This is a genomic window from Leptolyngbya sp. Heron Island J, assembly GCF_000482245.1.
GTDB lineage: Bacteria > Cyanobacteriota > Cyanobacteriia > Phormidesmidales > Phormidesmidaceae > Leptothoe.
On record NZ_AWNH01000101.1, the window covers coordinates 1 to 22,943 of the forward strand.

The 22,943-nt window shown below is 46.3% G+C and carries 15 protein-coding genes; 11 read left to right on the top strand and 4 right to left on the bottom strand.

Going from position 1 to position 22,943, the window contains the following annotated elements; all coding sequences use genetic code 11:
• From N836_RS65810 to N836_RS73840, 9 genes are all read left to right on the top strand, one after another.
• Positions 1-389, top strand: a 389-nt coding sequence (locus N836_RS65810) for a transposase (RefSeq protein WP_023071803.1), incomplete at its 5' end; no start/stop codon positions are given.
• A 491-nt stretch (positions 390-880) separates the two neighbouring features.
• The gene (locus N836_RS0139310; protein WP_081716983.1) at positions 881-1,792 is read left to right on the top strand and encodes a glycosyltransferase family 2 protein; all 912 of its coding nucleotides are present in this window, start codon (positions 881-883) and stop codon (positions 1,790-1,792) included.
• Between the two features lie 45 nt (positions 1,793-1,837).
• Positions 1,838-3,073: a glycosyltransferase family 4 protein gene (locus N836_RS65815; protein WP_023075709.1), complete on the top strand. Its 1,236-nt coding sequence runs from the start codon at positions 1,838-1,840 to the stop codon at positions 3,071-3,073.
• Positions 3,074-3,339: 266 nt separating this feature from the next.
• Positions 3,340-4,749, top strand: coding sequence for an HlyD family secretion protein (locus N836_RS65820; RefSeq protein ID WP_161635033.1), 1,410 nt, complete (start codon positions 3,340-3,342; stop codon positions 4,747-4,749).
• 14 nt (positions 4,750-4,763) lie between these two features.
• A complete protein-coding gene (locus N836_RS65825; protein WP_023075711.1) occupies positions 4,764-6,320 on the top strand; it encodes a tetratricopeptide repeat protein in 1,557 nt (518 codons plus the stop codon).
• 140 nt (positions 6,321-6,460) lie between these two features.
• Positions 6,461-9,646, top strand: coding sequence for an ArnT family glycosyltransferase (locus N836_RS65830; RefSeq protein WP_023075713.1), 3,186 nt, complete (start codon positions 6,461-6,463; stop codon positions 9,644-9,646).
• 15 nt (positions 9,647-9,661) lie between these two features.
• Positions 9,662-10,633, top strand: a complete 972-nt coding sequence (locus tag N836_RS65835) for a lysylphosphatidylglycerol synthase transmembrane domain-containing protein (protein WP_023075714.1) — start codon at positions 9,662-9,664, stop codon at positions 10,631-10,633.
• Between the two features lie 404 nt (positions 10,634-11,037).
• Positions 11,038-12,291 carry a hypothetical protein gene (locus N836_RS0139315; protein ID WP_023075715.1) on the top strand — a complete coding sequence of 418 codons (1,254 nt, stop codon included), beginning with the start codon at positions 11,038-11,040 and terminating at the stop codon, positions 12,289-12,291.
• Positions 12,292-12,742: 451 nt separating this feature from the next.
• Complete coding sequence (locus N836_RS73840; RefSeq protein WP_152532262.1) at positions 12,743-13,234, top strand: hypothetical protein; 492 nt, start codon at positions 12,743-12,745, stop codon at positions 13,232-13,234.
• A gap of 25 nt (positions 13,235-13,259) precedes the next feature.
• Here the strand turns inward: N836_RS73840 and N836_RS65845 are convergent, their stop codons facing one another.
• The 4 genes from N836_RS65845 to N836_RS65860 form a co-directional block, all read right to left on the bottom strand.
• Positions 13,260-15,683 (bottom strand): ligase-associated DNA damage response DEXH box helicase, encoded by a 2,424-nt coding sequence (locus tag N836_RS65845; protein ID WP_023075717.1) that lies wholly within the window; start codon positions 15,681-15,683, stop codon positions 13,260-13,262.
• Positions 15,684-15,689: 6 nt separating this feature from the next.
• Entirely contained in the window at positions 15,690-16,193 is a 504-nt protein-coding gene (locus N836_RS65850) for a hypothetical protein (RefSeq protein ID WP_023075718.1), read from the bottom strand.
• Positions 16,194-17,349: 1,156 nt separating this feature from the next.
• Entirely contained in the window at positions 17,350-18,246 is an 897-nt protein-coding gene (locus tag N836_RS65855) for an ABC transporter substrate-binding protein (protein WP_161635034.1), read from the bottom strand.
• Positions 18,247-18,415: 169 nt separating this feature from the next.
• On the bottom strand, positions 18,416-20,044 hold the full coding sequence (locus tag N836_RS65860; RefSeq protein ID WP_023075721.1) for a cyclic peptide export ABC transporter: 1,629 nt from the start codon (positions 20,042-20,044) through the stop codon (positions 18,416-18,418).
• Between the two features lie 304 nt (positions 20,045-20,348).
• Between N836_RS65860 and N836_RS65865 the strand changes: the two genes are divergently transcribed.
• Both N836_RS65865 and N836_RS65870 read left to right on the top strand, forming a co-directional pair.
• A complete protein-coding gene (locus tag N836_RS65865) occupies positions 20,349-21,851 on the top strand; it encodes a condensation domain-containing protein (RefSeq protein WP_051394689.1) in 1,503 nt (500 codons plus the stop codon).
• Between the two features lie 4 nt (positions 21,852-21,855).
• Positions 21,856-22,896, top strand: a complete 1,041-nt coding sequence (locus tag N836_RS65870) for a TauD/TfdA family dioxygenase (RefSeq protein WP_023075723.1) — start codon at positions 21,856-21,858, stop codon at positions 22,894-22,896.
• Positions 22,897-22,943: the final 47 nt, after the last annotated feature.

Below are 22,943 nucleotides of genomic sequence, written 5' to 3' on the forward strand. Positions count from 1 at the left end.
CTCTGTTTTTTCAAGCCTTAGCTGCGCGCTATCCTAATGCGGACAAAATCCAGGTTGTGCAGGATAATCTCAACACCCATAATGTCAGTTCTTTCTATGAATACCTGACGGCTGAGGAGGCCTTTGCCCTTGCCCAACGGTTTGAGTTTCACTACACCCCAAAGTCAGCCAGTTGGCTCAATATGATTGAGATCGAGTTTTCGGCACTGGCTAGAGGCTGTTTGCATCAGCGCATTCCCACACAAGACCAATTAGAGCAAGCGGTGCTCGCCTTGGTGCAAGAACGGCATGACCAGCGTATCCGCATCCATTGGCAATTTTCAGTTGAGGCCGCACGCGATAAATTTCAGAAGCATTATGTCAAAATTCGAGAAGATAAGACTCTCTAAAACGGTAGAAAACTTACTTTCCAGTGTACTAAATAGCATCTTAAGTATTACTCAGCAGTTTAAACTACAGCAATCTAAAACCCGAACAGATCTTGTCGTCAGAAATACAGACAAAATCTAGTTCCCGGAAAATTAGAGCATTATCTTCTCCAAGAATACCTCTAAAATTCATTCAATTCGCTGATTTTATGCCAATATCTGGCTGTTTTGACAAACAGTATGCTTGCGGATTTCTTCTTCTTTGCTCGATGACTAATATAACAGCATCTACAACAAATTGCGTACAGAAGAAGTAAACAGCGTAATCTTTCGAATCTAATCCTAAGCAGTTTCGATTTGAAATCCTTGCAAATCAAATATTTAGCTAACTTGCTTGGAGTGTCAAATCATAGAAATGCTCTACCCATGGATACAAAACTTCCCATGACCAATTTCTGTTGTTTACTGTTCTCTGATTTTACAACTAAAATTTCTGCGAGTTCCAAATAATCATGAAATCTCTTGTCAGTAACCCTCTGAGCCCTGGCTCTGTTACCCTTGTTATCCCTTGCATGAATGAGGAAGGTAATCTTAAACGGCTTTTTGCTTATATCGATGAGGCATTTCAAATAATGGGTAGAACTCTGCCAGTTGTTCTTATTGATGATGGTAGTACAGACCATACACCCGAAATTCTTCGAGAGCTACGCCAGACTTACAGTTTTCTAACAGTTATTCGTCACCCCAAAAATCGTGGTGTGGCTGAAGTATGGAATACTGCATTAGCCCATGTGAAAACAGACTGGATCATGTGGGGACAGGCTGATTTAGAATCGGACCCTCGTAGCGATATTCCGGCATTACTTCAGGCTTGGCAACCTGGTGTGGATGCCATTGCTGGCTGGCGACAAGAACGTGGCGATGGCAAATTAGGAGCTTCCACACTGGCAAATCGAGCCTGTCGATGGGCATTTGGTCTCGGCATCCACGACATGAACTGGACGAAGTTAGTGCGTCGTGATCTATTGGCTAAATTACCAGTTACTCTTGTCACTCACCGATATCTTTTAGCTGTACTCGCTGGTCAAGGGTACAACGTAACTGAAGTAGCCACACCTTGGCATCCTCGTTTTTCTGGAGAAAGTAAGTTTGGCCGTAAGCGGCTCTTGACATCTGCCCGTGATTTTGCGCGTGTGCTTGGCTGGTTTTATGTTTTATATCCTATCGAATCGATCACTAGCTATGCCAAAGCTGTTGTGGAATCAGCTCAGGTGGGATTCAGTGCAGCAAAGTATACTCTACAGCTTAAAACTGAGTCGGAATTTCAAGGTCTGAGGACTCATAATCCAGCTTTACGCACTGATTCCCCTATGGTTAACATCGCTTACTATCGTCAGCTGGCACTTTCTAAGCTAGCCGCCTAAAAACTAGGCCATCTAAAAAATCAACATTCACTTAGAACAAACTTTATGGAATCTCAAAGTGCTCATATTTTGACCATGACATCAGCTTATCCGATTACCCCTGATGGCAACCATGCTACTTTTCTACGGGAAACGATGATCCGTTTGCAGCCTGCAGGCACTAAGTTCACCGTCTTTGCCCCCGCCTATGAAGGCTCTCAAGGTTACGTAATGGACGGCATCAATGTTCATCGCTTTCGCTACTGCATAAAAAAGTATGAGAATCTTGCCCGTGATGGTGCGCCTACAAAGCTCCAGCGTCAGCCCCTTTATCTATTAGCAGCAGCTACTTATATTTTGTTAGGAAGTATCCAGTTATTTTGGATTTGTTTGCGGGATAAGCCAGATATACTGCATGTTCATTGGCCATTTCCCCATGGTTTAATGGCCTTTCCCACCAGTAAGCTATTGGGAATTCCCATGGTGTTTAGCTTTCATGGAGCAGAGCTTTTACTGATGAAAAAATTCAGTTTTGTAAAGCCTATACTGAAGTGGTTAACTAGAAGGGCGGCAGCGGTTACAGTCAATTCAAGTTTTACCCATAAGATTCTCCAAGAGAACGTATATGCCGGAGAAATATCCGTTATTCCCTACGGACTTACCATCGAAGCTAAGCTCCCCACATCTCGCAATGAGGGGGAAATGCAAAAACTGCTATTTGTAGGGCGTTTAGATGAACGCAAAGGACTACGCTACTTGCTAGATGCTATGCCTGAGATTTTGGCAAATCAAGCGGTAGAATTAAGAATTATTGGTAAAGGGCACCTAGAAGAAGAAGTCAAAGCGCAGTGTAAGGCAATGGGCTTAGAAGAGTCTGTAAATTTTCTAGGCTTTGTCACCAAGGAGGAACTGGCTGATGAGTATGCCTCCTGCGATGTTTTTGTACTACCTGCCATCGTCGATAGTAAGGGGGACACTGAAGGTTTAGGCATTGTTATGATCGAGGCCCTAGCCCATAGAAAACCTGTGATTGCCAGCAATGTTGGTGGAATTTCAGATGTTATTACCCATGATGAAACGGGCATTTTGATACCACAAAGAGAGCCTAAGGCCCTTGCAAAGGCTGTGCTAGCTATATTGAAAGATCCAGAACGCGCTGATCGATTAGCTCGGGCAGGGTTAGCCGATATCCAAAATCGCTTTAGCTGGCAGCGTATTTTGCCCCAGTGGCAAGCTGTATTTAACCTGACATTGTCAAAACCATCTCAAAAGTTGTCAGGTACACTTGAGCAACAGGCTTGAGCAATAATAGCATTTTTCTCCAGCGCTCATGGATGCTTCTCAATAAACAGTAGTTATTTACATAGACCGATCGTCAGACCATACACTTACGGAGTGCGGCCTACTGGTTCGCCTACCAGAAAGCTATGATTAGCCTAGGAGCCAACAACAGCTCTAAAAATAATAATTCTAAAAAAAAGCCAAAAAACAAACTCAAACATCTTCTCAATCGAATGGTGTTAATGAGTTTAGTTTTGATTCCATTTGCTGGCATGGGATTTATAACCATGACAGTTTTAGGTCCCTCATTAAAGAATCCTGAAGCAAAGTTTTATGGTTCGTCTAAAGGATATCCTGCCAAACAGCGCGCAGCTGGTGAATCTATTGTAGTTGAAACAGTCACGGTGGGAGAAACTGACCTCGTGCAATCTCTATCTGCACCAGGAGAATCTGTTGCTTTAGAATCCATTGAAGTCCGCTCAGAGATTAATGGTATTGTTGAGGCTGTCTTTGTAGAAGAAGGAGACTGGGTAAAAACTGGTCAACCGTTAGTACAGCTGGATCAATCTAGCTTGTTGGATGAAGTTCGCATCGCAGAAAACAATGTCGCCAACGATCAACAGAATTTGTACTCTGTTATTGAGAGTGCGGAAAATGACATTGCTAAACTGGCCGCAGATGTGGAAAAAGCTGAACGTCGGGTAGCGAATGCCAAAGCTCGATTAGCTACTGGATTAGCACTTGTGGAAGATCGTCAGTCCAGTGCTCAACAGTCAGCAGAGGCTCAGTTAAATAATGCAGCTGAAAGGTTAGAACGCATTCAAGGATTAGTCGAACAAGGAGCTTTGTCACAGTTTGAACTGCTGAAGGCAGAGGATGAATTTGCACAACGTCAGCATGAGTCGTTTGAAATTCAGCAGGGTAATTTGGGCGATAATGAACGAGCCTTTAGTGATAAGGACTTTTTGATTAGTCGGCGTCTACAGCTACAGCGTGCTCAGCTCTCTCTGGAGCGAGCCCTCACCCTAGAGCCAGGAAAAATAGAAAAGGCTCAGCTGCGTCTTGAGACTCGTCAGGCTCAGTTACGGGAAACTCAACGAAATTTAGAACGTACTGTCGTAAAAGCCTCAAATAGCGGTCTGATCAGTGTTCTCAGCGTAGATCAAGGAGAACTGGTGGGCTCTAGCAGCCGAGAGCCGATGATGTTACTCAATCAGGATATTTTGTTTGAGGCGTTTATCGATCAGGCTCAGCTCAATCAGGTGGAAGAGGGAGATGTGGCGACAGTACGCCTGACCGCCTATCCAGGGGAAGTGTTCACAGGAAGAGTAGTGCGAGTAAATCCTACCATTGAAACTGAGCATGCTAAACAAAATAAAGTAGGCGTGGACCGTCAGTATACTTACTCAGTTTGGGTTGAGATGGATGAAGATTTACAAATGCCTCCTGGTCTTCAGGGCTATGTACAGTTTGGTAAGGTTGACACAGCTCTGAGTATTCCTGAACATACGCTAATTCATCTATCCGGTGGAGAAGGTATGGTTATGGTGATCGAGAATGGTAAGGCGATCCCTCGATCGGTTAAAGTGGGTGCCCTCCTTGACAATCAACGAAAGGTGATAGATGGCTTAGCCCTAGGAGAAAAGGTGATTTTGAATCCTTATGCACTGCAACCTGGGGACTTGGTGAGTGAGTAATCATCTGTAAAACCATGATCATTTCTTGGCTTACCCAACTACGGCTAGAGAGACTATTGCAACGATTCAAGGTTATCCAATCTCTAAAATCTCGATTTTTTCCCATTGTTCAATGGTTTGACCACTGGATTCATCCCTGGATTACACGGGCCAATGGGGTGTATGCCTTAGGCTGTGCATTGTTGCTCCAGGGCATTAAAAATGATTGGTATCATTTGCCCTCGGAAGCCTTAGATGTGTTTGATACGAGTCAATTTGGCCTGCAGCATGGCCCTCGACTAGGCGTAGCCCTATTTATGGTTACAGGCTTAGGGTGGTTACTGTGGTGCTGGCCTCGGGTAATTCCCCGTCTTCCTTATTGGGGTGGATTATTTGTAGTTTTATTATTTCCATTCTTTTTAACCACTTGGGCTCCCAGTATTTCCTATTTGGCCACAGCCTATAATGAGCAAAATTTAGAGGTTGTGCGCCACGTAGAAAAAAAGTTTCCCGAGGTGCAGGCCCAGTGGAAGCAGAATGTCTCCCTTGATCAACACCGTCCCGTACACTCAATATTTGCATTTAATATCGAAAGCCGCTCTTTTTTTCAATTGTCTTCTTGGGAGCGGGTGATTCTAGATGGTTTCGGTTATCGCAATCCTATTTTTGACTTTATTGGTAAGGGTTGGGGTATTACGGTAGCAGGACTAACCCTAAGTCTAATGGGGATATACATGCAGCATCGGCATCAGGCTCTCCAGCTATTTCATCGGGATATGGCTGGACTGGTGCCAGTCGTAATTCCTATTCTGATAGCTATTGTGGTGTATCTGATCGGAGTTAACATTGCTAATCACCACATTGCCTTAGAAATGGGTCAAGGCAAATATGTTGAGGTCACACGCCACAGCGCCCAGCTAGCCCGTATTTATCCTCCCATAGGAGGAGATAAGTTTTTTTTGCGGCGTTGGGCTATGGCCAGTGTTCACAGCGATCAGCCTGAGCCAGCACTAGTAGCATTTGCCCAGGGATGCGATCGCTACCGCATAGGAGACTTTCATAATGCTAAAAACTATTTTGAACACGCCCTGGAGAGTGAGCCTAAATTATTTCTAGCCCGAGGCTACCTGGCTGCGACCTGGATCAATGAAGGGGTGGAATATTCTAGAACAACAGATCGCCCAAAGTTGCCAGTATACACAGTCCCTTTTCCAAAAAAGAACAACTTTTTAGACAGCCCCCAGTCCAATGAACGACCGAATATTCTTAGGGCCGCAGGAGCCACTGAACGATTCAAAAAAGCCCTCACTATTTTTCCAAATCACATCTCGGCTCTGTATAACCTGATGCTGATACAGGCTATGAACGGTGACTTTGAATCCTCCAATCAAACTGCCCAAAAACATATTGAGATTCAAAATTACTTTCAGAAAAAAAATGTTGCTCTTTTAGGACAAGCCTATCTTCATCGTTCGTGGGCAGACTACCATGCCGGGGACGTGCATGCAGCCTGGTTACGCTATCGTCAATCGAGAGACTCAAAAACATGGGGAGACACCATCGAGAGAGTCAAACCTTACCATTCAAACTGAGTAAATGGCTGCATCAGCGGCTAGCAATCAGCCTCATCATCTTATTGGGTTGTCTGTTGGGTATGTTAGCCTGGGCCTGTTTCGCGCCAGTCTCCATACCAGCCCAACCTGTCTCGTGGCAGCCTAATACGCGTTGGGTTATGCCAAACTCGCCCCGCCATCGTTTTTACCTACGCCGAACAATAACACTAGCCGAGTCTCCTCAAGGAGGGTGGTTACGATTCAGCGCCGATAATGACTTTGTACTGTACGTCAATGGTAGAGCTATTGGAGAAGAGTATAGCTATTTTGGACGCATTCCTCGCAACAGTCTAGGGCTAGGCAAGTATTTTAGTGAGACAACTCAAACCCTGGGTGAGATTGCTCCCTATGACTTGAGGACGGGTGATATCATTCAAGCGAGCTATACCCGCGACTGGAAACTGACAGGATACTTTGACCTAACCCGCTATCTTAAACCAGGGAAAAATGTGATTGCGCTAGAAGTTCAAGCTAGTCACCTACATCCACGATTACTGGCAGAAGGGAGAATTTATCCGACGTTAGACACCACCACTCCCATATCTCTTAATACCGGTAGCACTGACTGGCAGCTTTCGCCACTGCCGACCAATCGGCAAAAGCTTAAGTGGTTTGATGTTGAGTTTCCAGATCACGATTGGCAACGACCCAAAAAACTGGTCGTAGAAGAAACAACCTATAGTCGAGTGAGTCTCCATACTGTTGATCGACTATTACAGGGACAGTGGATCACAGGCAAAGAGACTGATCACGATGAAGTTTATCTTCAGCGCCAATGGATGCTGTCCTCATCACCTCACCGTGCATTTGTACGCTTAGCAGGGGATGGTCCCTTTAGCGTTGTGGTGAATGAACATCTAATCCACCAGGTCGATACCGACGACGCTGACCGTCTTAGTGTGTATGAGATTACTCGCTTACTCCACCCAGGCATTAATACCCTATCAGCTAGATTAGTTAAACCACTTGCACCAGAATGGATATCTGAGCAGGATCGCCCTCTCTCGTTTTTTTTGGATGGTTGGGTAGAGAATCGTCAGGGGCAGATTGAAAGTGAGATCGCAACTGATGAAACATGGCAATCTCTTTTATCCATAGAAGATATCAATGACAGTATTCATCAAGCCAGTATTGTTCAAACGCCAATTCGCCATATCTTTAACCGTGACTATCAAGGGGATGCTACCCAAGCTCATATTGGTCAATACTTGGTTCTCCAAGGATTATGGATGGGGGGAGGTGTCTTAATTGCTTTGGTACTTGCTTGGTCTATTGGCCACTGGCTGAGGCAACAGACAGCGTTCGGTCCCGATCGGTCTGACCAGTCCAAACCTATGCTTCTAGGTTTAGGCGTATTAACTCCGGGATGCTTATTTCTTTGCATTGTAGGTTTGCTTAAACATCGCTACGCCGAAGCAGAACGAGGCATTTTTTACACCCTGGTTGGTACTAACCAGCTAATTTTGTTGATTTTTATCTGTATTGTCATATTGACGATGATATGGGTCTGTCGTCCCCGTCAGTCTACCTGGCCCTATCGCATGACGATACTTTTTTTGACTAGTTGGCTGACTTGTACAGGGTTGAGCGTGCTTCTCACAAGCTATTTACCCCTAATGCTGGTAGCTGCAGGTAGCCTTATTTACTATGCCAGTAATACTTTTATTCAGCAGTCTTTATATTTTGATCTACGTTACTATTTACAGCCAAGAGCTTGGTGTGTAGCCAATCCCAAATACTACTACTGGCTATTAACAGCCATTTTGATTCTTGGCTTTTGTCTACGAGCCTACGATATCGGCTTTAATGACCTGGAACCAGATGAGAATGTCTCCTACGATGCGGTTCGGGGCATTTTACGCAGCGGTGCTCCCATTGCCACATCTGAAATCTGGTATACCCGAGGCCCCTTTTTCCACTATCCCCTGGCGTTGTGGCTCAAAATTGTAGGGCTTTCTCCAGAAAATGCACGGATGTGGTCGGTGTTGTGGGCTGTTGGCACCCTGACGATGGTATTTGTCTTTACTCGATTAATCTCTGGCAAAGTGTGGATTGCCTTGGTCGCCACCTTGGTTTTAGCGATTGATCCATGGGAGCTTTGGTACTCTCGTAATGTGAGGTTTTATCAACAGACTCAGTTTCTCTTTTTATTGAGCTATTGGTCCTATTACTGTGGCTTTATTCAAGCGTCGGTCCAATACCAGGGGCCTAAGCGCTGGTATCAGTATATCTGCTGCATTTCCTTGGCTTGTATTCTATTAACCCAGGAAGTCACCATGACTCTGTTGCCTAGCTTTACATTGGGGGCATTGTATTTTTATCGTCCCTACCAGTGGCGGAGTGATTGGCGGGTTTTAATAAGTAGCTTTATGACCAGCAGCTTATTTGTGTTTAATGCCATGGTGTTTTCCATTAAGTGTTTAACGCCATTGGTAGGACTTTCTTCGATGACCACGGGACATCTAAAGTTTCAGGTTGCAAACATCACCTTCTTTGGCACCGATTTTTTTGTTGGTTTCAACCGTATGCACATAATCTACACACTACTGTTCTTATGTGGGTGGTTGTATTTCTGTCATAAAAAAGACGGGCGAACACTGTTTTTGTTTAATACAGTGCTGCTGAATATTACATTTGTAACAGTATTGGTATCTCTTAAGGCATCTCGCTATACTTATCCGTTTTATCCACTGTTTAGTTTATTGTCTATTTACAGTGCTTTTACACTGGCTCAATGGTTCGGTGATCGTTTGCAGCAGTGGGTTGGTAAATTATTGCCGATGAAGGGAATTGCGATCGCAGCTACTGTTCTTTTATTGCTTGGCAATATCGAACCTGACCGCATCCTCGCTAGTTATTCAGAATCTCTTACTCCCCGCCATCTGGAAATCTCTCAATATATCGTAGACCACAAACAGCCTGGTGATGTCGTTATCTCTAATACTCCTTCAGTCCATGCCAATGTTCTCAAAGGAGCTGATTACTACGTTCCCCATCGAATGTCATTCTTTGATGCCGTATACCTTCACAATGGGCGTCTTATTGATCGCTGGGAAGGTCGCCGTGTACTGACAAGCAATGACCAACTCGAACATGTACTTAACCGTGCCGATCGCGTTTGGATTCAAGTATTTCATCAGCCTCAGCTTCCTCGCGATGCCGAATTAGCCAAATTCTACGATACCCTCCAAACCATCAGCCAGCCTGTCTTAGACACCTATGGCACTAGCTTACGGCTCTGGCAAAAAAATGACGGTATTCTGCGCACCTCGCCAAACCGAGGTCGCGATCTAGGCACATATTAATCCAGCACTCTAATTATGAACGACAACATCAAACTGTTTATCAAAACTTTTGTCAGCATTGCCTTTCTAGCTATTGTCCTCAACCACATTGACCTTAGTCAAACCTGGCATCAATTTAGCCAAATGCCTCCCAGCTTCATCGTTTATGCTTTAGTTTTTTATACTTGCCTGCAGTGGCTAAGCTGCATTCGTTGGCAAATTGTCTTAGCACCTTCAGGCCACAGCCTACCATCCTATAAGTTAATGGCCAACTACTTTGGTGGTATGTTCTTAAACAACTTTCTGCCTGGTTCTGTAGGTGGAGATGTTTACCGAGTTTACCGAATTGCTAAAGAAACTCAAGACTCAGAAATCGCCTTAGTTTCTGTTTTTTTAGAGCGCTTTACCGGCTTAGCAGCTCTATCAATTATGGCCATTATGGGTCTGATACCCGCCTTCGAGCTGATTGGGCGATGGGACATCATTTGTTTATTTTTTGGCTGTGTATTAGCACTAGCAGGTAGCACCTTGATTATTGCTAATACTTATCTACTTGAGACAATAGCACCATGGCTCAATAAGTTAGGGCTTAACTCCATTGTGAGGCGCATGGCCAAGATCCAACATCTATTACATCAATTTGCCCACCACCGACAAGCGCTAATCCTCTCCACATTGCTCTCCTTGTTTCTTCAATTTGCTATTGTCTATTATCACTACTTAGTTGCCCAACAGCTGGGCATTTCCATTTCTTTCCTAGAGTTACTGGTATTTATTCCGATTATTGTTGTTGTAACAATGTTGCCTATATCTCTAGGAGGAATTGGGCTTAAAGAGGGCTTGTGGGTATATCTCTTCACTCGTGTGGGTCAAAGTACAGAAGAGGCTTTATTACTTTCCTTAACAATTATGATCCTTAGTTGGTTATTGAGTTTGCCAGGAGGGCTTATATTACTTATGGATTCTACAGATTTCCAATATCAGAACACTAAATCTAATTCACCTTAAATATATTGATCCTCAAAATTACTGATAACACAAAACTCTTACAATGAGAGTCTTTTAGCTTACCCAAATAGTCATATAAAGGAATTTTTTAATAATTGTAGAATTACTGAAATTTATAAAACTTGAAACACTATGCTACACACAACCTTTCTTCCGTAGTTTTTTCCTAGCCATAATTATTATCAATAAGTAAGATTCAAGTGTTGAAGTATCCAGTTCTTCTCAATGATAGTTGCTTATAATGATTTCTTATTGAAAATCTTAGCTAAGATAACATTAGAGGATTGGCCAAAATAATTAAGAAACTAACTTGTCATTTGTTAGTTAGATAAATGCCATTCTTAAGAACTGTCGAAAAGCTTAGAGCATCTACTTTAAAGTCAAACAAGTATCAGACTATTTCAATGAATTTAAGAATCAGCTACAAGCTAAAAAATAGTATAAATATATTATCTCAAGGAGCAACATTAATAGCGACTGTTACAGTGGCTTTCTTTTCAAATTCTTTAACTGCCCCAGGAGCATTTGCTTTCTCATTCACACAGCTTTCTGAGAAAACTGGTTTTGAACATGAATCGACAGATTTGATTGCATCTATTTTATATGCAAGACCTTCTAGTACATATAGCCATATGGCAACCAGCGGTGCTAACCGAGTTAACCAGAATTATGCCAATGGCACTACTAGCACTTGGTATATTGAGGAACAAAGATTTGGTGCAAATGCCATTATTAGTGGACTAATTCATAATGATCAAAAAGCCATTGATGCTGGTTTCCAAATGTTTGATTGGGGATTTTCCCAACAGCAAAATGATGGCAGCTTTTTACCAACGAATGATCCTTTTCACAGTACATCCATGTTTTTAGGATCGGCTGCCTACAGTCTTTTAACACTCCAAGAATCTCCTAATGCAGAACTATATACCGATATCATTCAAAACTATGTACCAAAATTACATAGTGCTGGTCGTTGGTTGATTCGGAAAGATATTTGGGACCTTGGAATGAGTAATAATTCCCCTTATACACACCGGAACTATACCGTTGCAACTGCGCTAGGACTAACTGGAAAACTAACAGGTGACCAGATATTAATCAATTATGCCAACCAATCTATTACACAGGGCCTAAATAAACAGTGGAGCAATGGTGTAAATCCCGAAAAAGATGGCTATGACAGTAGCTATCAAATGGCGGGGGCTTTGCAAGCGATGCGCTGGCTTAACCATTTTGACGAAGATTCATTAGCATCAAGTGTTGCGACTATGATTAACAATGCTCTCATATGGGAAGAATCTAAGATTCTTCTATCAGGAGAAGTATCCACTCAAGGCAATACAAGAACTAATGGTACCGAAATTACAAGAACAGGACAATCTAAAAGTATTAATCAACGAGAAATAATCTATGGTTTTTCCTATTGGTCATCTATAACAGGAGATGCGTATTGGAGAAAACATGCCAGTGATATTACGCGATATTATTACTCTGATGATCTGCTAGTTATGTCTAATCTTGAATACTTAAGCTTATTAGATTTAGAGATATCAATAGAAACTCAAGATGTGCCAGAATCTTCTCAAATAGCAGGGATTATTCTGCTTTTTCTAGTTTATCTTTTCGCTTTTCCATACAGCCATCGTAGTCTGTCTTGAACATTATTCTTTGAATCAAATAAATAAATTCACCGTTAAGCCTGGTTGACAGCTGGCTCTAAAATTAATCACCTAACAGTTCAATAAAATTTCAGAGAAAGCATGTAAGCAATTTATTGTATATCTAGTCATTTCTTCTCAGCCAAATGTCTGGTCAAACGAACTATCCTATCTAAAGAACCAATGAATAAATTCAGGCGAGCTGCATCTACCATTCTTTATAGTTTATTCATAGTAGCAACTAAGTAGGTGAATTCAATAAAATCTGGGGACTTTAAGTCTAGTTTCCTCCCATCTTGGAGGACGGAAGGGGGGCTGGATCTCTGATAGCTAATTGAGGCCATCTAGCTAATTGAGGCCATCTACTTATGGCCTCAATATCAATTTTTCTATCCATTAAGGAATACTGTGCACTACCAATTTTCACCTTCTAATCATCGAAAACACTTAAATGACAATGCAAAAGCATGCTCTGATCAAGCGCATTCTAGATCAGTTGCCACCAGAAGAGCGCTATTCTTTTAGTGAACATCAAATTGAAGCGCTGCATCGATCTGCTCTGTCTTTGCCTAAGGCCAATCATATAGTTAATATACGTTGGTCAATTCCTTTTCCAGGCAAAGGTTTTTATCTGGTTTTCTTTGCAGGTAAAGAACGTCGTTCACGCAAGCGTTTACTAGCTGATGGAGATTTCCAACTATTGCCTAGAATTGTTCTGATACTCAGTTCATTGCTTGGGTGTGCGATCATATTTGGCCTAGCTTACAGTCAGAGAATATTAGCCATATCTAGGCAAAATTCTGTGTATGAACTGGATCAGCCATCAGAAACTATCCATCCAACCACAGTGCCATTCAAATACGATCAAGAGCAATGTGAGACCAGTTTTCGTGAGTGGGTAGATGGCGAATGCGTTGATTATGAGCATCACCATACCTTCTAACGGACATTCCGCAGGTTAGTCAGAGTTATCTCGTAGCAAGCTGAGCTTTTAAGCGTTCAATCCGTTTTAGCATACTTTCATTAGATAGCCGGGCACTCAGCCGTTCGACTAATAACGGAAAGGCCAACGGTGACGGTCGTTTTGTTGTTTGCCAAACCACGTCAAATTGCTGCAGCCGTTCTAGCGCAGCACTGAGTCGTTCAATCTCCAGTTGTTGGTAAAGCACCTCACGTTCGGCCTGCTTTAGCAGTAGATTATCCGCCTCATACTTAGAAAATACCTCATAGATTAAAGAGGCACTGACTTGGAGCTGGCTGCCGGTTTTACGCGATGACGGGTAGCCCTGAAAGACTAAATTAGCTACCTGGGCAATGCTACGAAATCGGCGCTGGGTCAGTTCTGAAATATTCAGGCTGGCTTGAATATCTTCAACAATGTGATCAAGGGCAAAGAAATGAGCCTGATGCTTTTGGAAAACAGTCTCAAAGGGATACCCCTTAGGCGCTAAAACCTCAAAGCCATAATCATTCACCGAGACCGTAAAGGTGGCTTTTTGATATTGAGCAAAGCGATAGGTCCAGAGAAATCCTAAGCCTTCGTGGACAAACCGGCCTTCAAAGGGAAATACATAGAGATGCTGTCCTTCGCGACTTTTCCAGGTTTCAATCAACAGTTCCTGGTCTGCAGGTAAATGAGAAATCCGGTCCTGGGTCGCCAAAATTGGCATAATACAAGCAATTTCAGGGCTGATACTCTCGCCTGCTTTGACTTGGGTAATCTGCCGTCGCAGATGATGGCTTAAACAATCGGAAATTGCTAGATTTCCACCCGTCCAGACTGGTATCGTTGCCGATTTTTTGCGGGTATTTTTCACATACAGCACCATGTCTTTCATCTGGAAAAACTCTAGCTGGCGACCGGCAAAGAAAAACACATCGCCTTTCTTTAAACGCGAGACAAAGCCCTCATCAACGGTGCCCAGCTTACGTCGGTTGGTATACACCACCCGCACCTGTTGGTTGCCGGTAATGGTGCCAATGCTGAGGCGATGCATGCGAGAGATTTGTGCTGTCGAGACTTTGTAGGCCCCATCATCGAGCACTAGCTTTTGATAGCGGGGATAGGCTTTGAGACAGCGACCGCCCTTTTCTAAAAAGTCCAGCATCCAGGTAAAAGCCTCGTCGCTGATTGCCTCAAATGCCACCGTCTGCCGAATTGCGTTTAATATCGCAGCAGGTTCAAAGCCATCGCCACAGGCCAGGGTCACTAGATGTTGAGCCAGCACATCATAGGGCAGCCGCAGTGCATGGCGCGATTCGATATCACCCATGGCCAGTCCCTGACGAAAGGCAGAAATTTCAATTAGCTCCAGGGCATTGGTGGGTAGAAAAAACACTTCCGAGGTGCCACCGGGCTGGTGGGCTGAGCGTCCGGCTCGCTGCAGCAGTCTGGCCAGATTTTTAGCACTGCCAATTTGCACAATCCGTTCCACTGGATGAAAGTCTACTCCTAAATCCAAAGACGAGGTGCAAATCACCCACTTGAGGTCACCACGTTTGATCCCCGCCTCAATCGCCTGACGTTCTGCCATATCGATGGAGCCGTGGTGCAGTGCCATGGGACAGTCCGGCTCGGCAAAACTGAGGGCCTGAAACCAACGTTCAGCTTGCGATCTCGTATTGGTAAAAATCAGCGTTGACCTTTCTGAGTCCAGGCTATCCACCAGCTCCTGAAACAGATGCAGTCCCAGGTGTCCGGCCCAGGGAAAACTATCCACCGACTCTGGCAAAATGCTTTGAATATGGGTATCCCGACGTATATCTGACTGAATAATCACCGGGTCAGTGCCCAGACCCACTGCCGTTTGTGCTGCTTCTTCTAGATTGCCAAGGGTAGCCGAAATCGCCCAGGTTTTGAGGGTGGGCTGGAGCGATCGCAGCTGCGCCAGACATAATTCTGTCTGAGTTCCCCGTTTGGAACTCATCAGCTCGTGCCATTCATCCAAAATCACCGTCCGCAGGTGACCAAACCGCTGACGTGAGCCCTGATAAGACAGCAACACCGACAGCGACTCAGGTGTTGTAATCAAAATCTCAGGCAGCTGCTTTTTCTGCCGGGCCTTTTGCGACGCTTTAGTATCCCCCGTGCGAGACTCCACCCGCAGCGGCCAGCCCATCTCCGTAATCGGCTTTTGGATCGACTTCTCAATGTCGCGAGATAATGCCCGCAGTGGGGTAATGTATAACAGCTGTAGCCCCTTGCCAGGGTTGGCCAGCATCTCAGCAATTGGCCCCATGACAGCAGCATAGGTTTTACCCGAGCCTGTGGGTACTTGAACCAGACCGCTTTTACCTGCCAGGTAAGCATCCCAGGTTTGTTGTTGAAACGGGAGAGGCTGCCATTGCTGGCGTTGGAACCAGGCCAGAATGGGCGATAGGGGGGATGCCATACCCAACTAAATCTCTACCGTAATCTCAGAGATAGGTTCGCTGCAATAGATGGAAAGCTTACAGGCGACTTCGACGGCTTCGCGGGGTGTGTGGCCCAGGTGTAATGCTGTTTTGGCAAAGTCTTCGCCAGCGCCAACAGCTTCAAATTCGGGGACTTCGTAAATATCTAGACCACCGTAGGTACGAAATAGCTTTTTATCGTAGGCAATTAGATATTCATTTTCTGGGGAGTGACCTGAATCACGTTTGTTGATCCAGTCACGGAATTCGACAAAAAAGTCGATTACCGATAGACGACTGCCATCAACTGGTCGATGGTTGCGGCTAAATAGCTCCATCATGGTGCCTTCGTAGCCGGTGCCGGTGCTGCCAATCACCATGTCATTTTGCTGAAATAGCTTATTGTAGATGACTTCCTTATCAGTGGCTTTGAGATAGCCTGCCACCAGGATGGAGTCAGATGCAAAGGAAATGGCGTCTTTGGTTTTACGAGCAGCTATAACGGTCATAGGGGGGCAAATAGTACGAACGCTACTTTAGCAGGAAATAGCGTAAAGGGATTTACTCGTTCTATGGAGTAGAAATACTCACGTTAAGATGGTTTGGCGGTCAAAATTTTGATGATAGTTAGGAATCAGGATTTTATCAGATCCAACAATGCTGTCTGCAAAGGCGTTCCATGGAACGCCTGTAGGGCAAAAGATAGGATCTAATTGAATCATCATTCCTGAGAGAAAGATTTGGCAAAGTAGGAGACCTGAGCGGATTAGTATTTTGAAATTTGATTGCATTGTAGAACTGATGCTGCAGTGTGCAAAGGGTCACCTTTTCATCTATTTTCATCTAATAGATGTTGTTCAATAATCCAAGATTCTAGGATGTCTATCGCAATATCGCTCAGTTTCTGGGGCTACCGTGTACATACAAGTCGAAGCATAACTCCAAGATGTCGAGCCCACTTTGCAAGAAGAGCAAAGCTCTACATCCCCCAACCCCTTGCTCCCTAGGGGAGAAGAGGCGCTAGTCTCAAAGTCCTTCTCCCTGGGGGAGAAGGATTTAGGATGAGGGCTAATGCAGAGCATGGAGCTGATTTCCAGTAGATCTCCTAGATGTGTGTACACAGTAGGTTTTCTAGGGAAACTACATCACATAATAATGAGTGCAAAGCATAGAGTTACTATGCTGGCCCCTTAAATGAAAACTGACCCCGTTGCTTTGTCACCTTGCTGCCCTGATGTGTGAGGTAAATCGTAGACATACTTAGTCGCCCTACCACGAATAGTGACTAGTACCCGATGACAGAAATTTGGCAGCTATTGCATCCACCCATCCACCCATCCACATTTGATAGTGGACAACCTTACGCCACAGAGTACTAGTTAAGTCTTTGTTAGTGAAATACCTGAAGTATATTTGTTGGCATCGTTGGGTCTTGACAACCATTTTAGAGAGGTTTATGCCCTAAACCAGCGACAGCATCTGTTTGCTAAATATGGCTACAGACATCTGCCAAGCATGGTCTATCATTTCCTCTACTGCTACTTCTCAAAATATACAAGGGATTGCCCCTACGGAGTTATCCATGTTCAAGCGGGATTACTGAATTCGGATTTGGTATGAGATTGAGATCGACATCGGGGCGGTTCGTAATCGCTGGGGCTGATGTCATGGTGGACTATCAATTAAATATTTGAACAAATCATCTAATAGAGCGTTAGCTGCCAAAATCCCGTTGCCCAAAAACCAAGTATCGAAGGACACTGGATATACTCGCTCCTGTTGTACTGCCTCAAGCTGTTGCCAAAGGGGGTGACTTGTCACCTTTTGGGCCATGGAGTTTTGGGGATTGTCTTGAAAGTAAAAGATCACATCTCCATCCATGGCTGGAATGGCTTCAAGGCTGACTGTTTCGTAAAATTTGGCTTTTGCCTGCGGTGGCGGACGAGGTAGCCCAACCTGCTCTAAAATGTAGCCGCAGAATGAGTTTTGCATATATAGGCGGACCTGATCGGGCCGAAAGCGCAGCACTGATACTTCGGTCGTTTGTAGGCGATCGCCCATCTGTTGTCGAAAGTCTTGAATTCTAGCCTGAAAATCTTGAATGAGTGCTTCCCCCTGTTCCGATTTGTTCAAGGCTGCGGCATAGGTGGCCAGGGCATCGGCTCGGGTTTCGACCAGCACCGTGGGGGCAATTTGGGAGAGCAGATCGTAGAAAGGGCGATGGTCATCTACGGTACTCAAAATTAGGTCTGGTTTAAGGGCCAGGATGGCTTCAAAATTTGGCTGAGAGGAATGGCCGACGTTGGTAATATCCTCAGTTTTATCAATCAAGTAGTCGGCAAAATTGCCGTAGTTGGCGCGATGGGGAAACCCTGAATAGGTGGAGGCAATGGGCTTAATTCCCAGGGCCAAACTATTGTCGAGGGCATTCTGAGACAGTACGACTACTCGCTGGGGTGACTGGGGGACAATTACATCACCTAAGGCTGTTTCAACAACTCGTCCCTGCTCTGGAATGACTGGCTGAGCGGTTGGCGATGGTCCTCCGCAGGCAACAACCATGATTAAAGTTGCGAATGCCAACAGCAGCCTTTTGATAGATTGCATCTTCTCCAACATTGGCTTTGCCGTTAGCTCCTCAACTTATTCGCTCCCACTAAGATAATTTAATTGAGAAAATTTTTCAATAATTAGTCACCTTTAATCCTTGGAGAAAATCTTTCTAATCCTTCTAGGAAAAAACTTGTGGGATTAAATTGTCAGCTAGCTGACCGCTTTCTAATTTAAGTATTCGATCAGCTAAATGAAAATATTTATCATCGTGGGTAATGGCCAAGACTAGCTTCTTGCGGCGCTTGAGTTCAGGCAAAATTTGGGTATAGAACACGGTTTTAAAATAGGGATCTTGATCGGCTGCCCATTCGTCAAATAGGTAAACAGGTCGATCTTCTAGATAGGCGGTCAGTAGTGCCAGGCGTTTGCGCTGCCCCTGGGAGAGATCGATGTCGGACAGCTTGCCAGCCTGAATATGGACTTTGTGGTCAAGCTGCAGAGCCATCAAATAGGCGTTGGCCCGCTCAATCTGTTGGGGGCTGTCTAGGGCTAGGAGGCGGTCAAACAGATAAAAATCGGCAAAAATAGCGGAAAACTGTTGTCGGTAGGCTTCTCGATTAGTGTCGGTGATGTTGTTACCGTCTAGAGTAATCTGGCCTGAACTCGGGGGATATAGACCCGTAAGCAGCTTGGCTAGTGTGGATTTACCACTGCCGTTACCGCCAATGAGAAACACGACTTCTGGCCGCGTAAAGACTAAGTTGATGGGGCCTACGGTAAATGGAGGGGTATCGGCTCCTCGATCGTAGCTGTGGATGACGTTTTTAAGTTCTAGGCGCTGCCAAGATGTGGAGAGAGACTCTATGCTGGGGGGCTCTGGAGACTGGTTGAGCATAAACCCAAAAGACTCTACTTTGTCTAGGGCCACGCTGGCTCGGCTGAGGATGGGCAGCCGCCGCATTAAATTTTCGAGGGGGCCGTTGAGATAAATAACGGTGAGCACATAGCTGGAGAACAGTGTCCTATCCAGAGCGCTGAACTGGGGTACCACAAACAAGAAGACGCTAATAACAGCAAAGAAAATTAGCTGCCCCCAGCTAGCGGCTCCGGCAAAGATGCCCATGCCCAACATGTTGAAACGACGATAGCTGGTAGCGGTCTGTTGTAATTCATCGGTTAGAAAAACCTGTCGTCGCTGCTGGTGCAGCTTGAGTTCTTTCATCCCATGAATCAGACCGCGTAGATGTTTGAATAATCGATCTTGTTCGTTACGGGCTGTGACTAAAAAGCGCCGGGCTCGCCGGGCAATGAGCTGGTAGGTGACCGTTGCTAAGAGCAAAAATACGATCATAACCAGTAGCAACGGTATCGATAGCCAGCCCAAATACAGGAGAGAACCGGCCACGATGGCTAAGTCGATACAGAGAAAGGGCACCACTGTAAAGGCAGAGGCAATGGTTTCAATATCTGCTGTGAGTGAGGCGAATAGACGATGGCTGCCCAGAGCTTCGAGCTGACGTAGCGGGCAGTCGAGTAGCTGACGGGCGAGCATCAGCCGCAGGTTAAATAGGGCACCTTGACCCAGGCGAATCAGGAGTAGCTGCGACAGGTAACCTGCAACTAGAACAACGGCCAGCAGACCTAAAAAGCCCCAAAAAAACTGTGCTGTTGTTGCTTGGCGGCCCGCTATGACTTCGTTGACTAAGGCGACTAGACGAGCGCTGCCACCACCGCTCAGCCCCCCAGCCAGAATGGCAATAGCCATGGCCATTGGGGATGTGCGCAATAGCAGGAAGAGGAGATTCATAGAAAATGGCGGTTGAGATGACTCTATTGACAAAGATTCTTATTTAAGACTAGCCTGCTATTGCATGGCTTTTCCATTTGTGTGGTGGAAATATTTGAATTGTTCGAGCATTCCTGTGCCAATGTCCCTTAGCTTCAGATCTTAAATCTGTTTGCGCTTATTTGCTAAATTTCTTTCTGGCAGAAGTCTTGAAAGTGATTTGATGAAATTGGGTTAGAGAATGGTCAGACTTATTGGCTTTACTCGTATACCTGATCTCTGTTTTTTTGCCTCGACGCTATCGAGAATTGTTCTTTTTAAAATCATGGCTTCTACCCCTCAGCCAGCAATCGCCCAGCAGCCCAAGCGATCGCAGCTGGCAGCCCTGCTAAAATCGCACCTGCCGCATCCTAATCAGTTTCCGTTATCCTTTGCCCAGCAGCGTCTGTGGTTCCTAGACCAGTTGCAACCCGGCAATCCCGCTTACACAATGATGGCCGCAGTACGGCTACGGGGCGACCTGGATGGGTTGGCGCTCAAGCGCGCCTGGCAAGATCTGGTGCAGCGCCATGAGTCTCTACGGACGCGCTTTGTGTTGGTGGATGGTCAGCCCTGCCAGCGAGTACAGCCGACGGGGGCCGTATCGTTCACCCAGTTAGACTGGCTGGATTCCCCACCGGCAGACGAGACGGCAGCTATTCAAGCCCAGGCCCTAGAGCTGATGCAGCAGCCCTTTGATTTAGAGCGAGATGGCTTGGTGCGATCGCACCTGATCCGGCTGGAGGCCAACACCCACGTCCTGTTGCTCACACTGCACCACATTATTTCCGACGGCTGGTCCATGGAGGTGCTGATCCGGGAGCTGGCCATTTTGTACGACGCCCATCAACGGGGGCAACCGCCCCAGCTGCCGCCACTGCCGATTCAGTATGCTGATTTTGCCGTTTGGCAGCGGCAGTTTTTGCAAGGGCAGGTGCTAGAAGGACAGCTTAGCTACTGGCGTTCTCAGCTCTCTCCGGCGATGCTACCCAGCTTACCCACCGACTTTTCCCGGCCTGCCGTGCGCAGCCATCGTGGCCACCGCCATTCACTGGGGATATCGCCCGCCGTTACCACCCAGCTGCAAGCACTAAGCCAGCAGGCCAATGCCACGCTGTTTATGACCACCTTGGCTGCCTTTCAGGTGTTGTTATACGACTACGCCCAAGGGGCTGCGATTCGAGTGGGCACACCCATCGCCAACCGCGATCGCCCAGAAGTCGCCAACCTGATTGGCTTTTTTACCAACACCCTGGTGCTATGTGCCGACATCGACAGCGATCTCACCTTTCGCCAATGGCTGCAGCGGGTGCGCGATGAAGCGGTCAACGCCTATGCCCACCAGGATGTGCCCTTTGAAAAACTAGTTGACGAACTCCAGCCCGAACGAAACTTAAGCCAGACACCGCTGTATCAGGTTTGGTTTTATCTCCAGGACGATCCGGTCACCGCCGTGTCGTTTCCGGGGCTAACCCTAGAACCGATTGAGATTGACCTGGGCACCGCCAAGCACGACCTGAAGCTGGGTCTATGGAAAAGTCCCCAGGGAGTGCAAGGGGCCTTGGAGTACAGTACCGATCTGTTTGAATCCGCCACCATTGCCCGCCTTGCCCGAGGCTACGAAGATCTCTTGGTTGAGATTGCCCGCGACCCCGAGCAGTCCATTGCCACCCTGGTTCAACATCTCCGACAGCGGCAGCAACAGCAGCAGTTAGAGCAAAAACGGGTACTGCTTTCCACCCAGCGGCAAAAGCTGAGGGGCACTCGCCGTCAAACCTTTACCTCCTAGTACTATGACTTCTTCTTCTCGTCAGCGGTTGAATGCCATTCGTCGCCGCTCAGTTCAGGTGTCTGCGGAATCGTTGATTACGGCTGAGCCCCTGGCTCCCGACCGGCGGCTACCGCTGGTGGTGCAGCCCAATGCCTCCCTCAACTTAGCCGCCTGGGCGGAGACCCAGACAAAGTGGATTGAGGCCAAACTCCATCATCATGGAGGGCTGTTGTTTCGTGGCTTTGATCGCGAAGGGACTCCAGAGCTAGAACAGTTTTTAAAAGCCCTCAGCGGCAATCTGTTGGACTACGCCTATCGCTCAACGCCGCGCACCCAGGTGAGTGGCAAGGTGTATACCTCAACAGAATATCCGGCCAGCCAGACAATTCCGTTGCACAACGAGATGGCCTACAGCCGCCAGTGGCCTCTTAGAATCGCCTTTCTCTGTGTTCAGCCTGCGGTCTTGGGGGGGATGACACCCATTGCCGACAGCCGTCAGGTGTATGCAGCGCTGCCGTCGGATTTGCGATCGCGCTGGCAACAACAACAGATTCTTTATGTGCGCAACTATGGTGGCTCCCTCGATTTGCCCTGGCAGACTGTCTTTCAAACGGAGGACCCGGCGGCGGTGGAGGCGTTTTGCCAAGCCAACGGTATGACCTGGGAGTGGGGCCATGGCGATCGTCTTCGCACTCAACAGATTTGCCAGGCGGTGGCCCGTCATCCCCACACCGGAGATTGGGTTTGGTTTAACCAGGCCCATTTATTCCATATTTCGAACCTGGATGCAGCGGTGCGTGAGGGATTGCTGGCCGATATGGCGGAAGCAGACTTGCCCCGCAACGCCTACTACGGCGATGGCTCTGCTCTGGATCAGGCCGATTTAGCTACCATTCGCGCGGCCTACCAGGCCCATACGGTGATGTTTCCCTGGCAACAAGGGGATGTGTTGCTGCTCGACAACATGTTGGCGGCCCACGGACGTACCCCCTACAGCGGCCCCCGCAAAGTCTTGGTGGGCATGGCCCAGCCCTATCAAAACGTTACGGGGGCTGGGGAATGACCGCCCATTGTGTTTCCTGGCTTTTTTAATTCTCTTTATTTAATTCT

Coding starts and splice junctions, on each gene's coding strand:
- N836_RS0139310 (WP_081716983.1), top strand. CDS start 881: ATGAAATCTCTTGTCAGTAACCCTCTGAGCCCTGGCTCTGTTACCCTT.
- N836_RS65845 (WP_023075717.1), bottom strand. CDS start 15,683: ATGGCATCCCCCCTATCGCCCATTCTGGCCTGGTTCCAACGCCAGCAA.
- N836_RS65825 (WP_023075711.1), top strand. CDS start 4,764: ATGATCATTTCTTGGCTTACCCAACTACGGCTAGAGAGACTATTGCAA.
- N836_RS65820 (WP_161635033.1), top strand. CDS start 3,340: ATGACAGTTTTAGGTCCCTCATTAAAGAATCCTGAAGCAAAGTTTTAT.
- N836_RS65815 (WP_023075709.1), top strand. CDS start 1,838: ATGGAATCTCAAAGTGCTCATATTTTGACCATGACATCAGCTTATCCG.
- N836_RS65855 (WP_161635034.1), bottom strand. CDS start 18,246: ATGGTTGTTGCCTGCGGAGGACCATCGCCAACCGCTCAGCCAGTCATT.
- N836_RS0139315 (WP_023075715.1), top strand. CDS start 11,038: ATGAATTTAAGAATCAGCTACAAGCTAAAAAATAGTATAAATATATTA.
- N836_RS65850 (WP_023075718.1), bottom strand. CDS start 16,193: ATGACCGTTATAGCTGCTCGTAAAACCAAAGACGCCATTTCCTTTGCA.
- N836_RS65835 (WP_023075714.1), top strand. CDS start 9,662: ATGAACGACAACATCAAACTGTTTATCAAAACTTTTGTCAGCATTGCC.
- N836_RS65860 (WP_023075721.1), bottom strand. CDS start 20,044: ATGAATCTCCTCTTCCTGCTATTGCGCACATCCCCAATGGCCATGGCT.
- N836_RS65830 (WP_023075713.1), top strand. CDS start 6,461: ATGCCAAACTCGCCCCGCCATCGTTTTTACCTACGCCGAACAATAACA.
- N836_RS65865 (WP_051394689.1), top strand. CDS start 20,349: ATGGCTTCTACCCCTCAGCCAGCAATCGCCCAGCAGCCCAAGCGATCG.
- N836_RS65870 (WP_023075723.1), top strand. CDS start 21,856: ATGACTTCTTCTTCTCGTCAGCGGTTGAATGCCATTCGTCGCCGCTCA.
- N836_RS73840 (WP_152532262.1), top strand. CDS start 12,743: ATGACAATGCAAAAGCATGCTCTGATCAAGCGCATTCTAGATCAGTTG.